At 59.8% G+C, this 21,133-nt stretch carries 18 protein-coding genes and 1 tRNA gene; 5 read left to right on the top strand and 14 right to left on the bottom strand.

Translation table 11 applies throughout. The annotated features are described in order from the left end of the window. Nucleotides 1–73: 73 nt before the first annotated feature. Nucleotides 74–919 carry an HNH endonuclease family protein gene (locus B2696_RS10880; RefSeq protein ID WP_286955383.1) on the top strand — a complete coding sequence of 282 codons (846 nt, stop codon included), beginning with the start codon at nucleotides 74–76 and terminating at the stop codon, nucleotides 917–919. Nucleotides 920–964: 45 nt separating this feature from the next. On the opposite strand, the gene B2696_RS10885 is transcribed toward B2696_RS10880, so the two are convergent. From B2696_RS10885 to pflB, 5 genes are all read right to left on the bottom strand, one after another. Beyond that, nucleotides 965–2,113, bottom strand: coding sequence for an SPFH domain-containing protein (locus tag B2696_RS10885; RefSeq protein WP_075730411.1), 1,149 nt, complete (start codon nucleotides 2,111–2,113; stop codon nucleotides 965–967). Between the two features lie 168 nt (nucleotides 2,114–2,281). Then, the gene (locus B2696_RS10890; RefSeq protein WP_286955384.1) at nucleotides 2,282–3,553 is read right to left on the bottom strand and encodes an alpha/beta fold hydrolase; all 1,272 of its coding nucleotides are present in this window, start codon (nucleotides 3,551–3,553) and stop codon (nucleotides 2,282–2,284) included. A gap of 65 nt (nucleotides 3,554–3,618) precedes the next feature. Further along, nucleotides 3,619–4,488 carry a pyruvate formate-lyase-activating protein gene (pflA, locus tag B2696_RS10895; RefSeq protein WP_075730413.1) on the bottom strand — a complete coding sequence of 290 codons (870 nt, stop codon included), beginning with the start codon at nucleotides 4,486–4,488 and terminating at the stop codon, nucleotides 3,619–3,621. Nucleotides 4,489–4,490: 2 nt separating this feature from the next. Continuing rightward, nucleotides 4,491–4,742, bottom strand: coding sequence for an autonomous glycyl radical cofactor GrcA2 (grcA2, locus tag B2696_RS10900; protein ID WP_075730414.1), 252 nt, complete (start codon nucleotides 4,740–4,742; stop codon nucleotides 4,491–4,493). Between the two features lie 138 nt (nucleotides 4,743–4,880). After that, nucleotides 4,881–6,968 carry a formate C-acetyltransferase gene (gene pflB, locus B2696_RS10905; protein ID WP_075730415.1) on the bottom strand — a complete coding sequence of 696 codons (2,088 nt, stop codon included), beginning with the start codon at nucleotides 6,966–6,968 and terminating at the stop codon, nucleotides 4,881–4,883. 392 nt (nucleotides 6,969–7,360) lie between these two features. Between pflB and B2696_RS10910 the strand changes: the two genes are divergently transcribed. Beyond that, nucleotides 7,361–9,313 (top strand): solute carrier family 23 protein, encoded by a 1,953-nt coding sequence (locus B2696_RS10910; protein WP_286955386.1) that lies wholly within the window; start codon nucleotides 7,361–7,363, stop codon nucleotides 9,311–9,313. Nucleotides 9,314–9,325: 12 nt separating this feature from the next. Here the strand turns inward: B2696_RS10910 and B2696_RS10915 are convergent, their stop codons facing one another. Together B2696_RS10915 and B2696_RS10920 are read right to left on the bottom strand one after the other, a co-directional pair. Continuing rightward, a complete protein-coding gene (locus tag B2696_RS10915) occupies nucleotides 9,326–9,916 on the bottom strand; it encodes a hypothetical protein (RefSeq protein WP_286955387.1) in 591 nt (196 codons plus the stop codon). Nucleotides 9,917–10,352: 436 nt separating this feature from the next. After that, a complete protein-coding gene (locus B2696_RS10920) occupies nucleotides 10,353–11,990 on the bottom strand; it encodes an L-lactate permease (RefSeq protein WP_075730417.1) in 1,638 nt (545 codons plus the stop codon). Nucleotides 11,991–12,526: 536 nt separating this feature from the next. On the opposite strand from B2696_RS10920, the gene B2696_RS10925 reads away from it, so the two are divergent. After that, nucleotides 12,527–14,350 carry an N-6 DNA methylase gene (locus tag B2696_RS10925; protein WP_286955389.1) on the top strand — a complete coding sequence of 608 codons (1,824 nt, stop codon included), beginning with the start codon at nucleotides 12,527–12,529 and terminating at the stop codon, nucleotides 14,348–14,350. A 35-nt stretch (nucleotides 14,351–14,385) separates the two neighbouring features. Here the strand turns inward: B2696_RS10925 and B2696_RS10930 are convergent, their stop codons facing one another. Further along, a complete protein-coding gene (locus B2696_RS10930) occupies nucleotides 14,386–15,057 on the bottom strand; it encodes a DUF6308 family protein (RefSeq protein WP_286955391.1) in 672 nt (223 codons plus the stop codon). Between the two features lie 1,265 nt (nucleotides 15,058–16,322). Next, a tRNA-Leu gene (locus tag B2696_RS10935) sits at nucleotides 16,323–16,407 on the bottom strand. 204 nt (nucleotides 16,408–16,611) lie between these two features. Here B2696_RS10935 and B2696_RS10940 point away from each other — a divergent pair. Both B2696_RS10940 and B2696_RS10945 read left to right on the top strand, forming a co-directional pair. Continuing rightward, entirely contained in the window at nucleotides 16,612–17,040 is a 429-nt protein-coding gene (locus B2696_RS10940; protein WP_075731287.1) for a hypothetical protein, read from the top strand. After that, nucleotides 17,037–17,381: a DUF3817 domain-containing protein gene (locus B2696_RS10945; protein ID WP_075730426.1), complete on the top strand. Its 345-nt coding sequence runs from the start codon at nucleotides 17,037–17,039 to the stop codon at nucleotides 17,379–17,381. The genes B2696_RS10940 and B2696_RS10945 overlap by 4 nt, the downstream gene beginning before the upstream one ends. A 49-nt stretch (nucleotides 17,382–17,430) precedes the next feature. Here the strand turns inward: B2696_RS10945 and rdgB are convergent, their stop codons facing one another. The 5 genes from rdgB to B2696_RS10970 form a co-directional block, all read right to left on the bottom strand. Then, complete coding sequence (gene rdgB / locus B2696_RS10950; RefSeq protein ID WP_286955393.1) at nucleotides 17,431–18,042, bottom strand: RdgB/HAM1 family non-canonical purine NTP pyrophosphatase; 612 nt, start codon at nucleotides 18,040–18,042, stop codon at nucleotides 17,431–17,433. Further along, complete coding sequence (gene rph / locus B2696_RS10955; RefSeq protein ID WP_286955395.1) at nucleotides 18,042–18,773, bottom strand: ribonuclease PH; 732 nt, start codon at nucleotides 18,771–18,773, stop codon at nucleotides 18,042–18,044. Before rph ends, rdgB begins: the two co-directional genes overlap by 1 nt. Before the next feature lie 21 nt (nucleotides 18,774–18,794). Next, nucleotides 18,795–19,562 (bottom strand): MBL fold metallo-hydrolase, encoded by a 768-nt coding sequence (locus tag B2696_RS10960; protein ID WP_286955396.1) that lies wholly within the window; start codon nucleotides 19,560–19,562, stop codon nucleotides 18,795–18,797. Nucleotides 19,563–19,687: 125 nt separating this feature from the next. After that, nucleotides 19,688–20,467 (bottom strand): glutamate racemase, encoded by a 780-nt coding sequence (murI, locus tag B2696_RS10965; RefSeq protein ID WP_286955398.1) that lies wholly within the window; start codon nucleotides 20,465–20,467, stop codon nucleotides 19,688–19,690. Next, nucleotides 20,467–21,132, bottom strand: a complete 666-nt coding sequence (locus tag B2696_RS10970) for a rhomboid family intramembrane serine protease (protein ID WP_286955400.1) — start codon at nucleotides 21,130–21,132, stop codon at nucleotides 20,467–20,469. Before B2696_RS10970 ends, murI begins: the two co-directional genes overlap by 1 nt. Between the last annotated feature and the right edge of the window lies 1 nt (nucleotide 21,133).

Below are 21,133 nucleotides of genomic sequence, written 5' to 3' on the forward strand. Positions count from 1 at the left end.
CTGATCCTGCCCGCGTTAAGGCCTGCGCCCGAAACCCTTTCTAAGACACCCTACCGCTAGACTGTGTCGAATCATGCGTTCCCGAACCCCTATTCCCGCCCCTTTTATCGCCGCAGGAATCCTCAACATCGCGGTGGCGGCACTCGCTCTTGGCGGATGCCTAGCCATAGGCAGCGATAAAGCCGCAGCGCCGACCCCCGCCACACTAAGCCCCACCACCGCCCTGAGCAGCACAACCGAGCCAAGCCCCGAGTCCCCCAGCTCAGCTTTCGCCCCGAACCCCGAAAACTCCGCCGCCGCAGATAGTCTCTCCCCGGAAGAAGGGCCAAGCCAGGAGAAGCCCGCCGCCGAACAGGCGCTGAGCACCTTGGAGACGATCCCCGTCAAGGGACGCGCGCCTAAGACCGGCTATGAGCGCGAGCAATTTGGTCAAGCGTGGTCAGATGATGTGGGCGTGGAATATGGACACAATGGCTGCGATACCCGCAACGACATCCTGCGCCGTGATATCTCCGACGCCCTTATTAAGGAGGGCACGCACGGATGCGTCGTGCTCTCCGGCACGCTGCATGATCCTTATTCAGGGCAAGACATTGCCTTCCAGCGCGGCCGCGATACCTCCAGCGCAGTCCAGATCGACCACGTTGTGCCGCTGGCTGATGCATGGCAGAAGGGCGCGCAGCTGCTGACCCCGGAACAAAGGCGGGACTTTGCCAACGATCCGCGTAATCTGCTCGCGGTTGACGGTGGCCTCAACCAACAGAAATCCGCCGGGGATGCGGCAACGTGGCTGCCGCCCAACAAGGGCTTTCGCTGCGAATACGCCCAGCGCATAGTGGAGGTCAAGGCCGCCTACGGCCTATGGACCACGGAGGCCGAGCACGCTGCGCTCGATAGATTACTGCGCGCCTGCCAGTAGACTCGCACGCGCCATCCCCTCCCTAGAAACCCCCAGCAAGGGGCTCTAGTTTTTGTTGTTGCGCTCCTGCTCGAGCTGCTGACGCAGCTGCTGGAAGTACTCGCGCGCACCCTTGGGCTGCTCGATGCTATCTGAAACATAGGGGGCCGCTCCCCCAACCGGATTAGCGCCCTCCCCCAGCGACTGCTGCGCAGAATAGTCCTCCGCCTGGGAGTCCTGGCGCCGCCGGCGTGCCTTCTCAGCAAGCTCGCGCTTACGCTTGGCCGCATCGGCCTTGGACACCTGCGGGCCGGAATCTGCGGCGGTGCCCAGCACATGATTGGCCATGAGAACGTCCCTCATGCCGCCAAAGAGCTCACCCATGCCGGCCGGATTCGAGGGCATGTAGAGAACTGAGGTGTTGCCGTTGTGGGAGACATCCACCATGGCGTCCAGGTACTGCGAGACCAGCATGAGGGCCTCGGGGGACTCCTCAACTCCTGCGGCGCGCAGCATCTCATACTGCGCGGCAATACCTTCCACGATTTCCTTGCGCTGATCTGCCACACCACGACCCTGCAGTTTGCGGGCCTCTGCGGCACCTTCCGCCTCCTTGACCACGCGAATCTTCTCCGCCTCAGCCTGCGCGATGGCGGCCTCACGCTCGCGCTGCGCGGCGTTGATGGAGTTCATCGACTCACGCACGCGGGAATCCGGGCGAATGTCTGTGACCAGGGTATTAACAAAGTGCCAACCATAGGCGGCCATGTTGTCACGCAGGGACATGGCCACGTTCTGGGCGATGGTGTCCTTCGAGGAGAAAGAATCATCAAGGTCCATATTCGCCACGGAGGAGCGAACATTATCTTGCACGTAGGCCACAATCTGCTGCTCGTGATTGGAGAGCATATAATAAGCCTCGCGCTCGCGGCCCTCGACCACCTGGTATTGAACCGCAACCGGGATCTGTACGAAGACATTGTCCTTGGTTTTGGTCTCCACCATGACATCAAGTTGCCGAACCTGCAGGGAGATCTTCGCGCGAACGCGGTCTACCCACGGGACCTTGAAGTGCAGACCAGCGTGTGCCACGCTGACGAATTTTCCGAGCCGCTCCACGATGGCCGCCTCACGCGTGCGCACGATGAAAAACGCATCAAAAGCGTTGAGCACGAGCACTATGATGACGACCACAGCGACGATAAGAGTAAGCATCTTTCTTTCCTTCTGTAGGTTTTCTTTCGGTGCTTTAAGGGACTTAAAAAGGGACCCAAAGGATTTAAGGGAACCTAAGGTAGTTTCATATACCTACTCTTCCATAGCCCAGCTCACATTTCGAGGGCCGGGGTGGTCGCGGCAGGTGCGCAGCGCTAGTTGCCTGCGCTAGTGGTCATCAGCAAGCCGAAAGAGCTCGCCCAGAATACCGGCGCCGTCCACGTGGACCCCATTGTGCTGGTAGCGGTTGCTCACCATCGGGCGCAGATCCCTGTAGGTGGCGGCCGTAGCCATCGAGTCCTCGAAGGGAACGAAGATATCATCCAGATAGATGGCCGCGGCGGCGACGGGTTCTGCCGCGCCCAGCGCAGCGACATCATACATAGCGTCCTTCTCTCCCCATTCGTGCTGGGCCAAGGCCTGCGCGGACTCCCGGAACGGCCGCAGCGCCGGGTCCTCCTCGAACTGCCAGGGGAAGATGTGCTCCCCCGTCAGGTAGGTTCCCGCCTCGGCGAACTCGGGGAACTCCGCGCGGATGCGCTGCGCGGCCCAGTTGGTAGCGCCCAGCTTGCCGACGCCGCCATAGATGGACTCATGAATCGCCGCATACAGTGGCCCCGATTGGAAGCTCACCCGGCTGCCTACTTGGCTCAAGAAGTCAGAACGCAGCCGCTTTTCCCCGTCGACCGTACGGAAAGGCTCCTCTAGAAGATAGGCCAAGGAATCAAAGCCGCTGCCTCGCCCCAGCTCTAGGCCGATGGTGCGGAAACGACGAGAGGACAGACGCTCCCCCGTGGGAAGGATCTCCGCCGAGTTGTCGAGGTGGTTAATAATCTCCTCGATCCGGCCCTGCACCCACGGAAACTGCGTGGTGAACAAGTCATGACGGTACTTGAGCTTGGCAAAGGTGGTGCGATAAAGATCATCGACGCCCTTATCAAGAGTGGGGAGGCCGCCGGTCAGGAAGGCCCGCTCCACAGATTGAGGCGCCAGCGAGAGATAAGAGGTGATGCAAAAGCCGCCGAAGGACTGCCCGAATAGGCTCCACTTCTCTAGGCCCAGATGCTCACGCAGCCGCTCCGCGTCCCGCACGATATTGTCTTGGCGCAGCAGCCGGAGCCGCTCCACGCTGCGGTCCGCTTCCGGGGAGAGCCCGTCGATGCGGTGGCTGCGCCCGGTGCCGCGCTGATCCATGAGTATCCAGCGGTAGCGCTCTAGGCCCTTGGCCAAGAGCCCCGACAGACCAAGTGGCCGCGGCGCAGGAAAGCCCGGGCCGCCCTGGTTATAGAGCAGCGCGGGCTTGTCCTCCCCGCCTGGGGGAATGATCTCGCGGGCATAGAGCTCGAAAGTCTCCGCTGAGTCCTCCGGGCTGTCATAGTCCCAGGGCACAGTAATAACGTGCTCTTTGATGGTGTGGCCGAAGCGGTGATATTCACTCATGGGTGCCGAGTCTAGTGCGCGCTCCCGACACCCGCGCGGCAAGCCTAGTATGCCCAAGTAAGGCCCTAGTAGACCTGGAGACCCTTCTCACGAAAGACCTCGCGCACGGCATCCACGTCCTCGGGGCGCGGAGGCTTGCAGTCCTCGAGCTTGTAATCGATACCGAGCTCGTGCCACTTGTCGGCGCCCATGTTGTGGAAGGGAAGGACCTCGACGCGCTCGACATTGTCGCGCCACCTAGCCACGATGTTGGCCACGTTCTGGACGTTCTCCGGGGCGTCGGTAAGTCCGGGAACCACGACGAAGCGGATCCACACCCGCTTGCTTTTAGCAGCCAGCCGGTCGCCGAAGTCGATGGTGGGCTGCAGTGTGCGGCCGGTGACCTTCTTATAGGTCTCCTCGTCCCCAGACTTGACGTCGAGCAAGACCAAATCGATATTGTCTAGGTCCTCGTCGCGCAGGCGGGAGCCGAGGAAGCCCGAGGTGTCGATGGTGGTGTGAATGCCTGCATCGTGGACTTCCTTGAGCAGACGGCGGGCAAACGCAATCTGGAAGAGTGGTTCGCCGCCGGAGAGCGTGAGCCCCCCACCGGTGGCTTGGAAGATGGGCTTGTAGCGCTTAATGCGCTTGAGCACATCCTCGATGCGCTCCAAGGTGCCCACCTTCATCTCCATGGTGTCTGGATTGTGGCAGTACAGGCAGCGCAGTGGGCAACCGGACATGAATATGGTCATGCGGGTGCCTGGGCCATCCACCGAGGTCACAAGCTCCCAGGAGTGGACGAGGGCGATATCGCCTGTGCGGCGCGCCTCCATCAACTCGGGGCGGGTGATCTCGTCTAAGGATGCATTATCCCCCAGGCCCGCGGCCACGCCGCGGATCTTCTCGCCCTGTTCGGGTTGGAGGGTAACAACGCCGGTAATGCCATCAGCCACAGTTAGGATCCTTGGTGGAAGGTACGGGAAATGACGTCGAGCTGCTGTTCCTTGCTCAGCTTGACAAAGTTAACCGCGTAGCCGGACACGCGCACGGTCAGGTTCGGGTACTTTTCTGGGTGCTCGACGGCATCCTCGAGGGTGGACTTGTCCAGCACGTTGATGTTGGCGTGGTAAAGACCGCCGTCCATCTTGTGCTCCTCGCGATTAGCCTTCATGCTAGCGAGACGGTCTGCGAAAGTGTGGGTTGCCATGGTGTTGTTCTCCTTATAAAAATTGCATTGCGAAGCAGATGCGATGAAACAGGGTGGGGGTGTGTGGAGAGGCCGGGTAAGGCCGACATCGCTAAGCGATGCCGCCCCAACACGGCCACCCCACGCGGGTGACTGTGGCTAGTTCTCCATGAGGAAGCCGGCGTCGAGGACTCCGACCAGGTTGGTGATGCGCTCCTCCGGGGTGCGCCCCAGGCCAGCCGGGGTAATGGTGTTGGTCAAGGAGATGCCGTCGAGGGCGTCCTTGTAGTCCAGCTTGCCCACGGAAAGCATCGAGGCGACCATTCCGTGGTTATCGGCGCCGTTCTCCGGGTTAGCACCCGGCGCGAAAGGCGTTCCGGCCTTGTGCCCGGATGGGAAGGAACCGGTGGCCTTGCCGTAGACCACGTTGGAGGTAATGGTCAGCACAGACTGGGTCGGGATGGCATCGCGGTACATCGGGATGGCCTTAATCTTCTCCATCACGGTGTGCACGATGGTGGCCGCGATATCGTCCGCACGGTCATCATCATTGCCGTAGACCGGGAAATCGCCCTCGGTCTTGTAGTCAACGATGAGTCCGGTCTCGTCGCGCACCGGGGTGACCTTGCCATACTTGATGGCGGCCAAGGAGTCCGCAACGATGGACAGGCCGGCGATGCCACAGCCCATGGAGCGCACGATGTTGGAATCGTGCAAGGCCATCTCGATGGCCTCGTAGGCGTACTTGTCGTGGCTGTAATGGATGATGTTCAAGGCCTCAACGTAGGTGCCGACCACCCAGTCGAGCATGTCCTCGTACTTGTTCCACACGTCGTCGAAGTCCAGCGGGCCGTCGCCCTCAACTGCCTGGTAGCCTTCCACAATCTGCTTGCCAGAGACCTCGTCGCGGCCACCATTGATGGCATAGAGCAGGGCCTTTGCAGCATTGACGCGGGCGCCGAAGAACTGCATCTGCTTGCCTACCTCCATGGGGGACACGCAGCAGGCAATCGCCGCATCGTCGCCCCACTGCTCACGAATCTGGCGGTCAGACTCGTACTGAATGGAGGAAGTCTCGATGGAGATGTGGGCGCAGAACTCCTTGTAGCCTTCCGGCAATGCCGGGTCCCAGAACACGGTGATATTCGGCTCGGGTGAAGGGCCAAGGTTGACCAAGGTTTGCAGGACACGGAAGGAAGTCTTGGTGACCATGTGGCGGCCATCGTTGCCGAAGCCGGCATCGGACCAGGTGGCCCAGTAAGGGTCGCCGGAGAAGATCTGGTCATAATCCTCGGTACGCAGGAAGCGCACGATGCGCAGCTTGAGTACCAGTTGATCGATGATCTCTTGGGCGTCGGTCTCGGTGATGAGTCCCGCCTTGATGTCGCGCTCAAAGTAGACATCAAGGAAAGCGGAGAGACGGCCAATCGACATGGCCGCGCCGTCCTGGGACTTGATGGAACCCAGGTAGCCAAAGTAGGTCCACTGGACCGCTTCTTGCGCAGTGGTGGCGGGGCCGGAGATGTCGAAGCCATAGGACTGCGCCATCTTCTTGAGCTTCTTCAGGGCCTTGATCTGCTCGGAATGCTCCTCGCGGAAGCGTGCCCAGTGCTCGCTGAACTCCTGGTCACCGACGGCGTGCTTGGCGGCTTCCTTCTCGGCGATGAGGTAGTCCACGCCGTAGAGGGCCACGCGGCGGTAGTCGCCGATGATGCGGCCACGGCCATAGGCGTCAGGCAGGCCGGTAATGATGTGGGAGGAACGGGCAGCGCGAATGCGCGGGGTGTAGATATCGAAGACCGCGTCATTGTGGGTCTTGCGGTAGCGGGTAAAGACGGTCTTAACCTCTTCATCCGGCTCCATCCCGGCCTCCCGAATGGCCTGCTCGACCATGCGCCAACCGCCGAAGGGCATCATAGCGCGCTTGAGGGGGGTGTCCGTCTGCAGGCCGACAATGACATCGTCATCGTCGGAGATGTATCCGGCGGGGAATACGTCGATATCAGAGGGGGTATGAGTATCGATGTCGAAGATGCGCTTTTGGCGCTCGACCGACAGGTACTTCTTCTCCAGGGTCTCCCAGGTGCGCAGGGTCTTTTCGGTGGGGCCTGCTAGGAAGCTGGAGTCTCCGTCATAGGGGGTGTAGTTGCGCTGGATGAAATCCCGCACGTTGATTTCCTCGGCCCACGGGCCGGGGACAAAACCTTGCCAAGCGGAGTATTGCAGCGGCTGAGTAACGGTGGTCACTTAAGTGAATCCCTTCATATTGTGCGCGTTTCCTCGGTGCGGGGATAGGCGCGCGATTGTTCAAAGTCCTATCAATGGGGCCTTGGTCGCTCTACCCAATTCTCAAACACCGCCAAATGGTGCTTAGCTCCTCGCGACGAGCCCCTCTTTCATTACCCACTTTAGGTACCTGCTTTCTACGCACATAGTGCAAACGATGTGCATTCGGGCACACTTGGATACTTTTTGTATGCAAGGCCGGTCATCGAGTTCATAGAAAACGAACATACGGTTATACGGGGGTAGTCCTTACCCCTCATACCCCTCGGGCTGAGGGGACAGTTTTCTTAAGTTTGCCAGGGATCTACTCTTAAATCCGCACAGCACGCTAGTTCCGCTATAGAGGAGAAGAAGTGGCCGACAATACCGCCGCCCCGGCGCAGGCTCCCACCCCATCACGACCCCGGCACCCAGTAGATGTCGTTCCCCCTGCGCCGAAGCTCGCGGCGCTCGGCTTGCAGCACGTTTTGGCCTTCTACGCAGGCGCCGTCATCGTGCCGCTGCTCATCGCCGGTTCCTTGAACCTCGACGCCGAAACCACTATCCACCTCATCAACGCCGACTTGTTGACCTGCGGCATCGCCACACTCATTCAGTCCGTCGGCATCGGCCGGCACATCGGCGTGCGTCTGCCGATTATCCAAGGCGTGACCACCACCGCGGTCTCCCCCATCATCGCCATCGGCATGGGTGCCACCAACGGCGAGGGTGGCGTCGAATCGCTGCCCACCATCTATGGCGCGATTATCGTCTCCGGCCTTTTCACATTCTTCGCCGCGCCTGTCTTTGGCAAGGTGCTGCGCTTCTTCCCGCCCGTGGTCACCGGCACCGTTCTGCTCGTCATGGGCACGTCGCTGCTCGCGGTTTCCGCCAACGACTTCATCAACTACGCCGAGGCCACCCCGGCCACCCGCGATCTCCTCTACGGCTTCGGCACCCTGGCCGTCATCATCCTGGTCCAGCGTTTCTTCCGCGGCTTCCTCGGCACACTAGCGGTCCTCATCGGCCTCGTCCTCGGCACCGCCATTGCGCTTCTGCTTGGCGACGCCAGCTTTGCCGAGGTCGGCAACGCCCCCGCCCTCGGCATCACGACGCCCTTCTACTTTGGCCTGCCGCGCTTCGACCTCGTCGCCATCTTCTCCCTCATCATCGTCATGATCATCACCATGGTGGAGACCACCGGCGATGTCTTCGCCACCGGCGAGATCGTCAAGAAGCGCATTCGGCGCGGTGACGTCGTCCGCGCCATCCGCGCCGATGGCGTCTCCACGCTCATCGGCGGCGTGATGAACTCCTTCCCCTATACCTGCTTCGCGCAAAACGTCGGCCTCGTCCGCCTGACCGGGGTGAAGTCGCGGTGGGTTGCCGTCGCGGCCGCCGGCTTCATGATCGTGCTGGGACTGCTTCCCAAGGCCGGCGCCATCGTCGCCGCCATTCCCGCTCCCGTCCTCGGCGGCGCTTCGCTCGCACTCTTTGCCAACGTAGCCTGGGTGGGCCTGCAGACCATTGCCAAGTCCGATCTTTCTGACGGACGCAACGCCGCCATCGTCACCTCCGCGCTCGGGCTAGCCATGCTGGTGACCTTCAAACCGGATATTGCAGCCGCTTTCCCGGCCTGGGCGCAGACCTTCGTATCTTCCGGCATGTCCCTCGGCGCCATCACCGCGATCGCACTTAATCTGCTCTTCTTCCACGTGGGCAAGCAATCCGGCGGCGATGTCTCGCGCGCCACCGGCTCCGGTATCTCCCTCGAGGAGCTCAACCAGATGCCCCAGCCCGAGTTCGTCGCCGCCCTGCGCCCACTGTTCAATAACGAAACGTGGCCCCTGGAGACCGCGTGGGAATCCCGCCCCTTTGCCGATATCAACGAGCTGCGTGCGGCCATTCAGGTCGCCGTCCTCACCGCGGACGATGCCAAGCGCCAGGACCTCATCCACGACTACCCCGCTATGGATGAGCTCCTGCTCATTCCTTCCGAGAAGGCCTCGGAGATCTCCGCTGACCGTGGCTCGCTGGGGCTCACTGAGCTCGACACCGAGCAAAGCGAGGCCATCACGGAGCTCTCCGCCTCCTATCGCAAGCGCTTTGACATGCCCTTCGTGGCCTACCTGGCCACCAACGATACGGTGGAGCGCGTCATCGAATCTGGCCTGCGCCGCTTGGCCAACTCCGAAGAACAGGAAAGGCGCGTGGTGCTCTCGGAGATCGTCGAGATTGCCAACGACCGCTTCGATATCCTGCTTGCTGATGCCAACCCAGTCCGCTCCGCCTGGGACCGCAAGTTCACTGAGGTCGATGGCTCTTAAGACAAGAGCCCTTTAAGCGAAGGAGAACTCCAGCTGGGCCGTCGGCTCAATCGCGGTGATGATATCCGTGTAGAACTGACGCGCCTGGTCCTGGAGTAGCTCACGATTATCGGCGATGTTCTTCTCCTGCTCCCCACCCTGCAGGATCTCCGTTATGCGTTGCGCCGGATCGATCTCATCTGTCACCCAGCTGAGCAACCCGTTGTCATCCATGACCTTCTCAAAGTGTTCGTCCGAGTGCCCGATGAAGATGAAGGCCGGCACAGCTATCTTGTAGGCGTTCTCACCAGTCTCCTCGATGCGGACATCCTTGCCCTCGATACCGAGTTTGGCCTTGTAGTCGTATTGAATGAACTGCGTGCGCGCGGAGCCCGGCACCTGCATGCCCCACAAGGCTCTATTCTCCGACTGCCGGTTGAGCCCCTGAATCCCCAGGCTCACCAATACCACCTGTTCTTCTCGCTCCACCGACTTGATGACCTGCGTATTCGTGGACTCGCTCTGCGTGGTCATTCCGAACTGCGGCTTCAGGAAGACTATTGCCGCAATCGCAACCGCCCCCACAATGATTGCCGTAAGGACGGCGGTCAGCACAGTCTTCATCTTCTACCTGATTTCTCCTCGAGTGGTTTCCTTCTTGAAGTATCATTCAGCACTTCCTTAGACTTTTATGCATTTGCGCTAAGTTGTTTCCCCTTTTCACCCCCGCGCCCTAAGTCCGCGACAACGCTCCCCGCCCTTAGCCTTGGGCGGCACCACGGCACCATCCTGGGGAGACATTTCGCGGGGCTGCTTGGCGATGCCCCGACTCAGGCCCTCACCATTTCCGCCCCGGGGAGCTGGGCTGGGGCCCGCCTGCGCACATTGTCTCCCCAGTTCTTCCCGGAAGTAGGCGCAGCCTGGGCGGCGCGCGGGTGGCGGGGATTGGTTTCGCGGGGGCATCGCAAAGCACGGCTATTTGGGCATAAAGAAACCTCGGGTGCCACGCCTAGTTAATGGCGCGGCACCCGAGGTAAAAGGTGGAACTAGCGGGAAGTGCTTAAGGCAGCATCCACGCCAGGATGTTGGACTGGAGGCCAACGATGAGACACATCGCGGCCAGCAGGCCAAGGCTCCACCAGATGACCTTGCGGAAGATCTCGGACTCCTTGTTGACCAGGCCGACAGCCGTAGCCGCGATGGTCAGGTTCTGCGGGGAAATCATCTTACCCACAACGCCACCGGAGGTGTTGGCAGCAACCAAGAGGGTTGGGTCAATACCCACGCGCTCCGCTGCAGCCTGCTGCAGGGTGGCGAAGAGGGCGTTAGCCGAGGTATCGGAGCCGGTAACCGCAGTGCCCAGCCAGCCAAGAATCGGCGAAAGGAAGGCGAATGCGGCGCCGGTACCAGCAATCCAGTGACCGATGGTGATGGTCTGACCAGACTGGTTCATGACGTACGCCAGAGCCAACACGGAAGCAACCGTGAGGATGGAGAAACGCATCTTAACGAGGTTCTTGCCGTAAATGCTCGCGGAATCAGAGAAGCCGACGCGGTAAACAATGGCGATGATGACGCCACAGATGAGCAGCAACGTACCCGGGGAGGAAAGCCAGCTCAGGTTGTAGATGGTGCTGGTGACGACTTCGCCGTCCGAGTTAACGATGTTGCCGTGCAGACCCGGCCACTGAATCTTGACGTCGCTGGCGGAAAGGAACTCCACTGCCGGCGGGAAGAGCTTAGCCACGGAGAAGATAACGATAACCAGCAGGTACGGGAAAAGAGCCATCCAGGTACGTGCTGCGGTCAGGGTACCGGTAGCGCGAGCAGGGGTCTCGTTCTCGCCGGCCTCAGCGCGCAGACGCTCACGAGCCTCGTCGCCGCCCTTGGGCTGCCAGAAGCGAAGCATGATGACGGCTGCGGCCAGACCACAGAGGGAAGCGATGATATCCGTCAGCTCGACGGAGATCCAGGTCGCAGAAACCCACTGGGTGATGGCGAATACGATACCGATAACGAGGGCGATGGGCCAGGTCTCACGCAGGCCGCGCTTGCCGTCAGCAAGGAATACCAAGAAGAGCGGAACGATGAAGGCCAAAAGCGGAGTCTGGTGACCAACGTAGGCACCAATCTCGTGGTAGTTGATGCCAGTGAGGTTACCTGCGGTGATGATCGGAATAGCGATGGCGCCGAAGGCGACTGGGGCCGTGTTGGCCAGCAACACGGTCGTTGCCGCGCGCATGGGGGAGAAACCCACGGCCAGCAGCATCACGCCGGTAATCGCGACAGGAGCGCCGAAGCCGGCGAGGGCCTCGAGCAAACCGCCGAAACAGAAGGCGATGATGATGGCCTGGATACGGGGGTCATCGGAAACGCGGTCAATAACAAGGCGCAGATCTTCAAAGCGCCCGGACTTAACCGTGAGATCATAGAGCCAAATGGCGTTGATGACGATCCACATGATGGGGAAGAGACCGAAGGCAAATCCCTGCGTGGCGGAGAGGACGGTGAGCTGCACCGGCATGCCGTAGGCGAAGATCGCCACGACGGCTGCAACTGCGAGGGCGGTCAGTCCGGCCCAGTGGGCCTTCCATTTAAATACGCCCAGCAAGAGGAAGACCGTTGCCAGCGGCAGCATCGCTATCAATGCAGAGGTGGCCAGGCTGTCCGCTACAGGGGCCAAATCAGGTGTGTACATGGGTGTGACTTTCAGAGTTATTAGATTAAGAGACCGGTAAGGCCGGTTGGCGCTTCCCGCACTACTTTCAACTGCCCGGCTGCCCAAGACAAACAGGCATGACCGAACGGCTTGCCCACACCGGCGGCGTGGGACCTGTCTCAAGGCCCGCTTTTCGACGGCGTGAGGTGCAAGTTCGTTGGACAAGTATGACTTTATCAGTGCAGTGAGTCAAACCACACGGTTTTGCGGGTGTGATCCAGTTGTATACATTCTCCTTTGAGGATGACTGGACAAGTTCCAGCCGCATTTACCCCCATAAGAGTGGGATCCAACTCCAACGCTGGCCCCTCCCCCTTTTTGGCGCCTGATCTGCACCCTTACCCTAGAGCCCACGACCACCGTGTCTCAACTTAACGCCAATACGGCGGTGTTAAGTTATCTACATTGCGCCATGAGGCTGGATTGTTTTATGGTGGTTCTAGCGCCGCATCGGCAGCGCTTCTTCATTTCCCTACACTCCCCGCCCCTATCACATACAGGAGATTCCCTTCTTCATGCCTTCCCCTATTCGCAAGATAAGCACCACCGAAATTGCAGAGCTCGCCGGCGTCAGTACTGCGGCGGTGAGCCAGTGGCGCAGACGACACCGCGGCTCCTTTCCCCAGCCGCTTTCCAGCATCGGGCGCTCTATACTCTTTGACCGCGCAGAGGTCCTCGCCTGGCTAGAAAACCACGGCCGGCCAGTCACGCTCGTGAAAACCCCTTATGAAGCGCTAGTAGGGCTTGTCGAGCCCGGGGAGTACTCTTCGACTCTGCTCTATCTCGCCGCCTATGCCACGGTCGAGACACTCGATGAATTGCCGGCTCTGGTACGCGAGCGCGTCGAAAGGCTTCTCGCCCAACCAGGATTCTCCCAAGCTTTCGAGGCCCTCACCCAAGACTTTGATGTTGCCGCTCTACTGCAAGAATCCGAATCGCCCATCTCCCTACAGATGGACAGGAGCGGCATCTCCTCTCCAGAATCAATGAACCGACTCATCGCGGAACTCGCACCAAGCACTCCATCCCGAGTGCTGGACCTCGCCTGCGGAAACGGGGGCACCCTCCAGGCCGTCAATGCGCGTTTCCCGGATGCCGAGCTCTTTGGCAACGACCTCAGCGACGAGGCTCTGGCGCAGGCTCAGTCCCGGGCCATTTCCGGAAAGTGGGAAGCCCATACCCACTGGGAAAACCATGATGCCTTCGAGCCTTATGCTCTTCCCGCCGATAGCTTCGACTTCGTCTGCTCCGCTCCCCCGTTTAGTGTTCCCGTGGCCAAAGACCGCCTCGAGATGCACTCTGAACGCTGGCCCTATGGCGTACCCGGCCGCAACGATGACACCAAGTGGCTGCAGGTGGCCCACCGCTGCCTCAAGCCCGGGGGCGTGGGAGTAATCAACGTATTCAAATCCGCCCTCGATCCGCGCAACCACGGCTCAGCACTTGCGCCAATGCTCGCGGATGGATCAATCCTCGCCGTCATCGGGCTACCCGTGTACTTTTTGCCCACCACCGCTATGCCCTCAGCCTTGGTGGTATTCACCAAGAATCCTCGCCCGGTCAGCGAGTCCATCCTTTTTGTCGAGGTTCCAAACGCAGAGGAAGGAAAGAACCGCCACGTCGAGGACCTTGATACGGAAGAAGTCTTGCGGGTCTACGCCGAGCACATGGCCGGGCACACCATCTCCCCCAGTGCCACCGCAGTGCAGGTTCCTCGCCTCGAGGTCGTCGCCGCACGCAAGCCCTTGCTCGCCTCCTACTGGGTGGCAGCAACTAACCAGCCCGACGCCGCAGAACTTAAGAGCGAACTCGAGACCGCGCAGTCCGCAATTAAGCCTGTCTCCCCCGTCGAAGAAGCGCTCGCCCAGCTGCACTTTAGCGCCGAAGAACGCCCGGCAACTCTCCCCTTGTCTAAGTTCCCCGGTGTCAAGCAGATTCCTCGCGCCACCTCCGAGGTATGCCTCCGCGGTGATATTGCGGTGTCCCCGGACTGGGCTCGCGTCTGTGTTAAGGACGGCGAGCACCCCGGTTCACGCGGGGATTCCCTCATTCGCTGCGACTCGGAGGTCCTCGATCCCTGGTTTTTGGCCAGCATCATCGACGCCGTCCTCCGCACGCCCTTCGCACCACATGTCTCCAACTTCGTCCGCTTCGACCTCCAGCTTGTCGATGTCCCCACCTTCAACATCACCCAGCAACGCCAACTGGGTACCCTCTACCGAGAACTTCGCCAGAAGCAGCATGCGGCCGAGCAGCAAGCCAAGCGCTGGGCCGAGCTCAACAAAACCGTGGCCACGGCCATTGCCTCCGGGGCGGTGACGCAGGACGTAGAAGAGTAATACCCCCCCCGCCGCACAACTAGCTGGCGGCGCTACTACTTCTTTATGGCGTGCGTCCACAGAGCCACATCAAGGAGACGCAAAGCGGGTTCCCGGTCAAGACAGTCGTGATCTACTCTGTCGCAAGAAAGACTGGACCTGAACTCCGCCAGTGCCTCCTTGACTGCGTTATCACTCATAATTGAGCGATAGACTCCCCAGTCCCATCGGTGATCCCGAGTCTTATTGATTCCCAGATAAGTACTCACCACATTATCTCTGACTGGGAAGATCCTCGGTCTTTTACGCGCCACCAGTTTGCTGGCAGAAACCCACCGATTCGAGTTCTTAACATTAGGCCGTCCGAGATTGCTCTTGATGAAAGAGTACAAAGCTGACATTTTCTCAAAGTCAGCATCGGTGGCCTGGGAGATAGAGACATCAGGAAGCTTCCGAAAAAGTCCTTCGACTTTGGAAGCTTTCTCAGCATCAAAGATGAGCCTCTTTGCAGCTACAGCTTCAAATCTAATGCTGAGTGTGGAGGCCGCGAACAAATCCGCTGCAGTAATCGCATTTGGCTCGTCATCCGGCAATTGAGTAAACAAGAACCCTGAATAGTTCGACGTCGAGGAATAGTACGTCCTGGCCAATTCCATCGTGTCAGGCGCGGAAAGCGCACCGAGGCTCCGCTCTATGGCTTGGGAATGAGTCTTTGCAGGAAACGACATCACTTCATACTAATTCAGATGCGACCAGGAATATGCTCAAACTTCATGCTGCATCCATGAGAATCCTCCTGCCCATCGAACAATGCCGGCGAAACAGGGGCCAGCTTCTCTTTCGCGAGCTTCATTACCTGCTGAGCCTCGACACTTATTACAGCAGACCCTTATTTCCGAAGCCTTTGAACTGGAAGGAGTTAGTTTGTCAATTACCCGTCGAGTGTAGTTACCTTCATCATCCTCGAGAAGAAATACATGGCGCCCTAGGTCTTTAACAGCTATTTTCGTTTCTCAAGTATATGGGACTGTCGACCGTTCAGCAGGAGACACTAACCCCCTAAAACGCAGAATACCCACCGTGTGATGGGTATGGGTGTCGGCGTATTGGATACGCCGCATAGTGAGTTCGTTGCTAGCTTTCCGCAACCTCGCTCGAGCTACTTGAGCTATCGCCATTTCTGACTGTTCTAATGAAGCTTCCAAAAAACTGGAAGAAGGCGGGCGTTAAGAAAGCTAGGCCGACAACTTCGTGACCAAGATAAACTGATCCAATTGCGCAGCTCATTCCTAACAACGATCCGCTCCAAGCCATCCACTGCCCCCGCTTGACAGATGTCACGTCTCCGTCCGCTAGAACCCTTCGTTCATAATTGGCAGTGCTAACAGTTTCTTCCGACATCTTGAAAGCGCGCTCTGCAAACGTTGGGTCCACTTCATTAAAATCTCGAAGAGTTTCAGGGGACGGAGTCGGACCCGACCACATTGAGGTGACAGCTCTCACCACTTGGTTCATCACCTCGGGTGAGACAATCTCGCCTTCTAGCGGGTATTCTGCACTCTCTTTATGCTCTGGTCCAGAGTGTCGAACGTTTGCTGCCATGCTTTCGAGATCACTCGAGTAGGATTCGCTTGCGCGAGTCTCGCTTCTGTCCTCAGCTTGCGAGGTTGGATGTTCAGCGTGTCCACCCCCTCATCGATGCGCGGGAGACCCCTTTGTTCGGGTTCTTTATTGTCATGTTCCATCCCCGCTCCTTTCGCTTCTAGGGGGTGACAAGTTGGTCGCTAAATAGTACCAGCTACACGTAGGACTGCCCAACCCCTATCCGTCATAACCCCAAACGCTTAGTGCGGTCAGGGGATTGCTCCACTCAAAGGCGAAGATTGACCTCCCCCTAAAACGACGAAGAACCACTAGGAACGTTAGTGTCGTGAAACTGTCGTGGAATGAGAAGAAAATGCGGGTCGTATAGCGTTTGACCTCGCAGTTTCTGTGGTGCGCCCGGAGAGACTTGAACTCTCACGTCATAAGACACTAGAACCTAAATCTAGCGCGTCTGCCAATTCCGCCACGGGCGCAAGATGCTGCGGTTTATGCACGGTACACGTGGGCACTGTGGCTACTCGCGAGCAACAAGGCGTTAGTTTACATGGTGAGTGGCCCAGTCAAGAAACTGGGCTGTGGGGCGGCGTGCTGAGCGTTGCTAGTCCCAGGTGGGTGTGCCGCGTTTCTACGCTTCCGGCGAGGTAGTAGGTAGGCTGTCATGCGTGAGCAACAAGGACATGAAGAAAAAGAAAAAGGTGAAAGTCCGGTGGTGGCACATCGTCCTCATTGGGATATTCGTCGTTCTGTTTTTGTTTCTCGCCTTATGGCAGTGGTCGCGCTTTAACTCGGGGTCGGGGACGTTCCAGAACTTGGGCTATGCCTTGCAGTGGCCGCTCTTCGCGGTATTCGTGGTCTACGCGTACCGCACCGCCATGAACTATGAAAACGAGCGCATCGACGCAGAGAACGAGGCCGCCGAACAGGGCATCGACGGTTACCAGCATGATGTGGTCACCGAGAAGAAGAACCAGGCCGGCGCCACCAAGATCGATGAAGACTTCTTGCCCCAGCGCCCCCGCATCGACGTCGATACTTTCAACGCCCTTAATCAACCACGCCGCAGGCGCGGCGACGAAGACGACTTTAAAGAGAAAGATAGTCAATGAGCACTCAAGTCCATCCTGACCGCCAAGACCGCATTCGCGGGCCCCTGAAGTTCTTTACCGTGGCGGCCACCGTCACCGGTGTATTCCTCATCATCCTCGTGTGCAGGATGATCCTGCAGTACATCGTTGGTGTCGAGATGCCAGAGTGGGCCACCTATATCGCGATGGCCCACGGTTTTGCCTACATGGTGTACTTGCTGTCCATTTTGGTGCTGGGACCGCGGGCGCTGTGGTCAGTGGGAACGCTGTTCACCACGGCGCTTTCCGGCGTGGTGCCCTTCTTCTCCTTCTATATGGAGATAAAGCGCCGCAAGGAAATCATCGCCCAGTTCCAGCTTTAGTGGGCCTCTGGGACTCTGGTCCTGCGGCCCTTCGGGGCCCTTGGAGCCCCTAGGCTTGCGCCGCAGCCAGTCCCTTGATGACCTCGGTTAACTGCGCGAGGGCGCGGCCACGGTGCGAGACGGCGTTCTTCTGAGCCGGCTCCATCTCCGCAGCACTGTGGTCCTGTCCTGCAGGCATAAAGAGCGGATCGTAGCCAAAGCCGTTGGCACCTTGTGGGGCGCGCAGCAGCGTGCCCGGCCAACGACCCTCGGCGATGTGCTCCTCACCATCGGGGGTGACCAGGGCGCACACCGAAACGAAGGCGGCGGCACGGCGTTCATCGGGGACATCATGCATCTGCGCGAGCAGCAGCTCGTTATTAGCCGCATCGTCGCCGTGGCGGCCAGACCAGCGCGCAGAAAGCACGCCGGGCATGCCGTTGAGTTCGGTGACGGCGAGGCCGGAGTCATCGGCGATGGTAGCAATCCCAGTGGCGGCCACGCCGGCACGCGCCTTGATCAGCGCATTATCGGCAAAGGTACGCCCGTCCTCGATGGGTTCGGGGTAGGAGGCGACATCGCCAAGCGCGAGGAGCTCAACGCCATTGATGCCGGCCTCCCCCAGAATCTTCTCGAGTTCAGCGAGCTTCTTAGGGTTATTGGAGGCCACGAGCAGCTGCATTAGGACCACCCCAGCGCGGCCTTCTGCGCCGCGATGAGTTCGGTGCAGCCCTGCTGTGCCACGTCGAGCATCTCGCCGAGCTGTTGGCGGCCGAAGAGGCCGTGCTCGCCGGTGCCCTGAATCTCCACGAAGTCCCCGGATTCCTGCATGACGACGTTGAGGTCAACCTCCGCGCGCGAGTCTTCCTCATAGGGCAGGTCGAGGCAGATGTGGCCGTCGATGACGCCGACGGAGACTGCGGCGATGGGGGCGAGCAGAGGCTCGCCGGGGACAACGCCCTCGGCCTTGAGGTACTCGATGGCATCCGCAAGGGCGACATAGGCCCCGGTGATGGCGGCGGTGCGGGTGCCGCCGTCTGCCTGCAGGACATCGCAATCGAGCTGGATGGTGTTCTCCCCCAGCTCGGAAAGGTCCACTGCGGCACGCAGGGAACGGCCCACGAGGCGCGAAATCTCGTGGGTGCGCCCCTTGACCTTGCCCTTCATGGACTCGCGCGGCATGCGCACGTGGGTGGCGGAAGGCAGCATGGCGTACTCCGCGGTCAGCCACCCTTCCCCGGAATCGCGCTTGAAGCGCGGGACACCAAACTCGACGGAGGCGGTGCACATGACGCGGGTGTTGCCGAACTCGACGAGCACGGAACCTGCGGGATTAGTGGTGAAGTTGCGGGTGATGCGGACGCTGCGCAGTTGGTCAAGTGCGCGGCCGTCGGCGCGGGAAAAATCAGTCATGCATTCAAGGGTACAGCTTCGCTATAACTCGAATTCCATCCCCGCTGCCCCCAGGAGGATCTCGCCCTCAAACTCCGCGCGCGCGGCCTCGAGGGTGGCCTGGGGATCTCCCCACGGCTGGATATGGACTAGGACGAGCTTGGCGACGCCCGCCTCACGCGCCAGCCTTCCTGCATCAGCACCAGACATGTGCATGTTGGGGGCCTTGCCCTCCGAGGACGCGCCCCAGGCTGCCTCGCAGAGGAAGATATCCGCCCCGCGGGCGGCGTCAATCAGGGAGTCGGTATAGGCCGAATCCCCTGAGTAAGCAATGATCTTGCCCGTCCTGGCGTGCTCCATGCGCAGCGCATAAGTCTCGACGGGGTGGAGTACTGGGAAGGGCGTCATATAAACCTCATCGACGAGCTCACGTTGGCCCGCCACCCAGGGGCTAAAGGCAAAGGTATCCGACATGTCATCGACGCCGTCTACCTCATCGGAAGACAGACGGCCCAAGTGGACAGGCGTGTCTTTAGGCCCGATGCAAAAGTTACGCGATACCGCAGGAGCCGTGGGGTGGAAACGCCGCCAGACCATGAGCGAGGGAAAATCCAGGCAATGGTCAGCGTGCAAGTGACTAAAGGTGATGTGGGCATCACACGGATTTTGGAGGAGCTCGAGTTGCGCTAGTGTACCGGATCCGAGATCCATCACTATCGATGGCGAGTCCGGAAAAGACACCACATATCCAGATGCCGGGTTGGCCGCGGTCGGGACGCTTCCCGAGCACCCAAGGATGGTCAGCTTCATGGAGACAATCGTTGCATGAAATGAATAAGAATGCTGCACTTGGAGAGAAAAATATCGCCCCGCGGCACATTTCTCATCGAATCACTTCCCGCATTTGACTGTGCTGTGCCTAACGCGGGAGCGCCTTAACCAATCTGCGGACCGAGGAAACGCTTAGCCAAACGTGTGAAGGTCTCCGAATCCCCGGTGGATTCGAATTTCCGGACGGCCTGGTGGCCTTCTGGCGCCAAAAGATCTCTTTGGGTGAGAATCCGAATGACATCCTTCGTGGTTTCTTCCGCAGAGGAGACTAGGGCGACGTGATCACCCACAGCCAACTGAATGACGCCAGTCAACAGCGGATAGTGAGTACAGCCCAGCACTAGCGTATCCACGCCGTGATCCTGCAGCGGGGCAAGATAGCCTTCCGCCACCCCGAGGATCTGGCGGCCGGTGGTTATCCCGCGCTCGACAAAGGAGACGAATTCGGGGCAGGCCACGGCGAAGGCCTCCACCTGCGGATTGACGGCGAAGAGATCTTGATAGGCGCCGGACTTGATGGTGCCTTCCGTGCCGATCACTCCGATCTTTCCATTGCGGGTGGTGGCGATGGCACGGCGCACTGCGGGACGAATTACCTCGACCACCGGCACGTCATAGCGCTCCCTGGCGTCGTGCAAGAAGGCGGCGGTGGCGGTGTTGCAGGCGATGACGAGCATCTTGCAGCCACGGCCAACCAGCTCATCTGCGATCTCTATCGACAGCTCCCGGACTTCGGCGATGGGTTTAGGCCCATAAGGGGAGTGCAAGGTATCGCCCTTATAAATGATTGATTCATGCGGCAACTGTTCAATTATCGCGCGCGCGACGGTCAGCCCGCCGACGCCGGAATCAAAGATGCCAATGGGAGAAGATGCATCAGGCACTATCGCTTCGCCGTTCCTTTCACAGGGTCATCAGAGGTAATGGTCATCCCCGCCAGAATGCCGCCGAGGGCGCCAAAGAGGTGACCTTGCCAACTTACTCCCTCATAGACGGGCAATACGCCCCAGATGAGTCCGGAGTAGGCAAATCCCAGGGCAGCGCCCAAGGCGATCTGCAGCAAGGAGCGGTTGAATACGCCGCGCACCACCAGGTATGCCAGCCATCCATAGACCAAACTCGAGGCGCCGATGTGGGAGGTGCCCGGCCCGCCGAAGAGCCAGGTTCCTACTCCCGCGACGAGCACGGTGGCGATGGTGACCTGCCACCAGGCTTTGCGCCCCGAGAGCCCGATGAGGAAACAGAAGATGGCGCCGGGCACCGAATTGGATGCTAGGTGCTCGAAGTTGGCGTGGAGCAAAGGGGCGGTAAAGATACCCCAGATGCCGTTGAAGTCCAGCGGCCTGATCCCGTAGTTACTCAGGGTCCCGCCGAATACGAAGGCGTTGATGAAGTGGACTCCCCACTCAACGATGAGAAAACCCACCGCGAGACTGAGGCCCGTGGCTACTCGCCCGCGCTTGGTGTAGTTCTTCGAATCCCCGCGATTGACCGTGGAAGGTGCAGCCGCGTGATGGTTAAAGGTGCCGCCTGGAGTCCCTGAAGTCATA

Source organism: Corynebacterium sp. UBA4397, assembly GCF_002390965.1.
Taxonomy (GTDB): domain Bacteria; phylum Actinomycetota; class Actinomycetes; order Mycobacteriales; family Mycobacteriaceae; genus Corynebacterium; species Corynebacterium flavescens.

Coding starts and splice junctions, on each gene's coding strand:
- B2696_RS10880 (WP_286955383.1), top strand. CDS start 74: ATGCGTTCCCGAACCCCTATTCCCGCCCCTTTTATCGCCGCAGGAATC.
- B2696_RS10885 (WP_075730411.1), bottom strand. CDS start 2,113: ATGCTTACTCTTATCGTCGCTGTGGTCGTCATCATAGTGCTCGTGCTC.
- B2696_RS10890 (WP_286955384.1), bottom strand. CDS start 3,553: ATGAGTGAATATCACCGCTTCGGCCACACCATCAAAGAGCACGTTATT.
- grcA2 (WP_075730414.1), bottom strand. CDS start 4,742: ATGGCAACCCACACTTTCGCAGACCGTCTCGCTAGCATGAAGGCTAAT.
- B2696_RS10915 (WP_286955387.1), bottom strand. CDS start 9,916: ATGAAGACTGTGCTGACCGCCGTCCTTACGGCAATCATTGTGGGGGCG.
- B2696_RS10920 (WP_075730417.1), bottom strand. CDS start 11,990: ATGTACACACCTGATTTGGCCCCTGTAGCGGACAGCCTGGCCACCTCT.
- B2696_RS10925 (WP_286955389.1), top strand. CDS start 12,527: ATGCCTTCCCCTATTCGCAAGATAAGCACCACCGAAATTGCAGAGCTC.
- B2696_RS10930 (WP_286955391.1), bottom strand. CDS start 15,057: ATGTCGTTTCCTGCAAAGACTCATTCCCAAGCCATAGAGCGGAGCCTC.
- B2696_RS10940 (WP_075731287.1), top strand. CDS start 16,612: ATGAAGAAAAAGAAAAAGGTGAAAGTCCGGTGGTGGCACATCGTCCTC.
- B2696_RS10945 (WP_075730426.1), top strand. CDS start 17,037: ATGAGCACTCAAGTCCATCCTGACCGCCAAGACCGCATTCGCGGGCCC.
- rdgB (WP_286955393.1), bottom strand. CDS start 18,042: ATGCAGCTGCTCGTGGCCTCCAATAACCCTAAGAAGCTCGCTGAACTC.
- rph (WP_286955395.1), bottom strand. CDS start 18,773: ATGACTGATTTTTCCCGCGCCGACGGCCGCGCACTTGACCAACTGCGC.
- B2696_RS10960 (WP_286955396.1), bottom strand. CDS start 19,562: ATGAAGCTGACCATCCTTGGGTGCTCGGGAAGCGTCCCGACCGCGGCC.
- B2696_RS10970 (WP_286955400.1), bottom strand. CDS start 21,132: ATGACTTCAGGGACTCCAGGCGGCACCTTTAACCATCACGCGGCTGCA.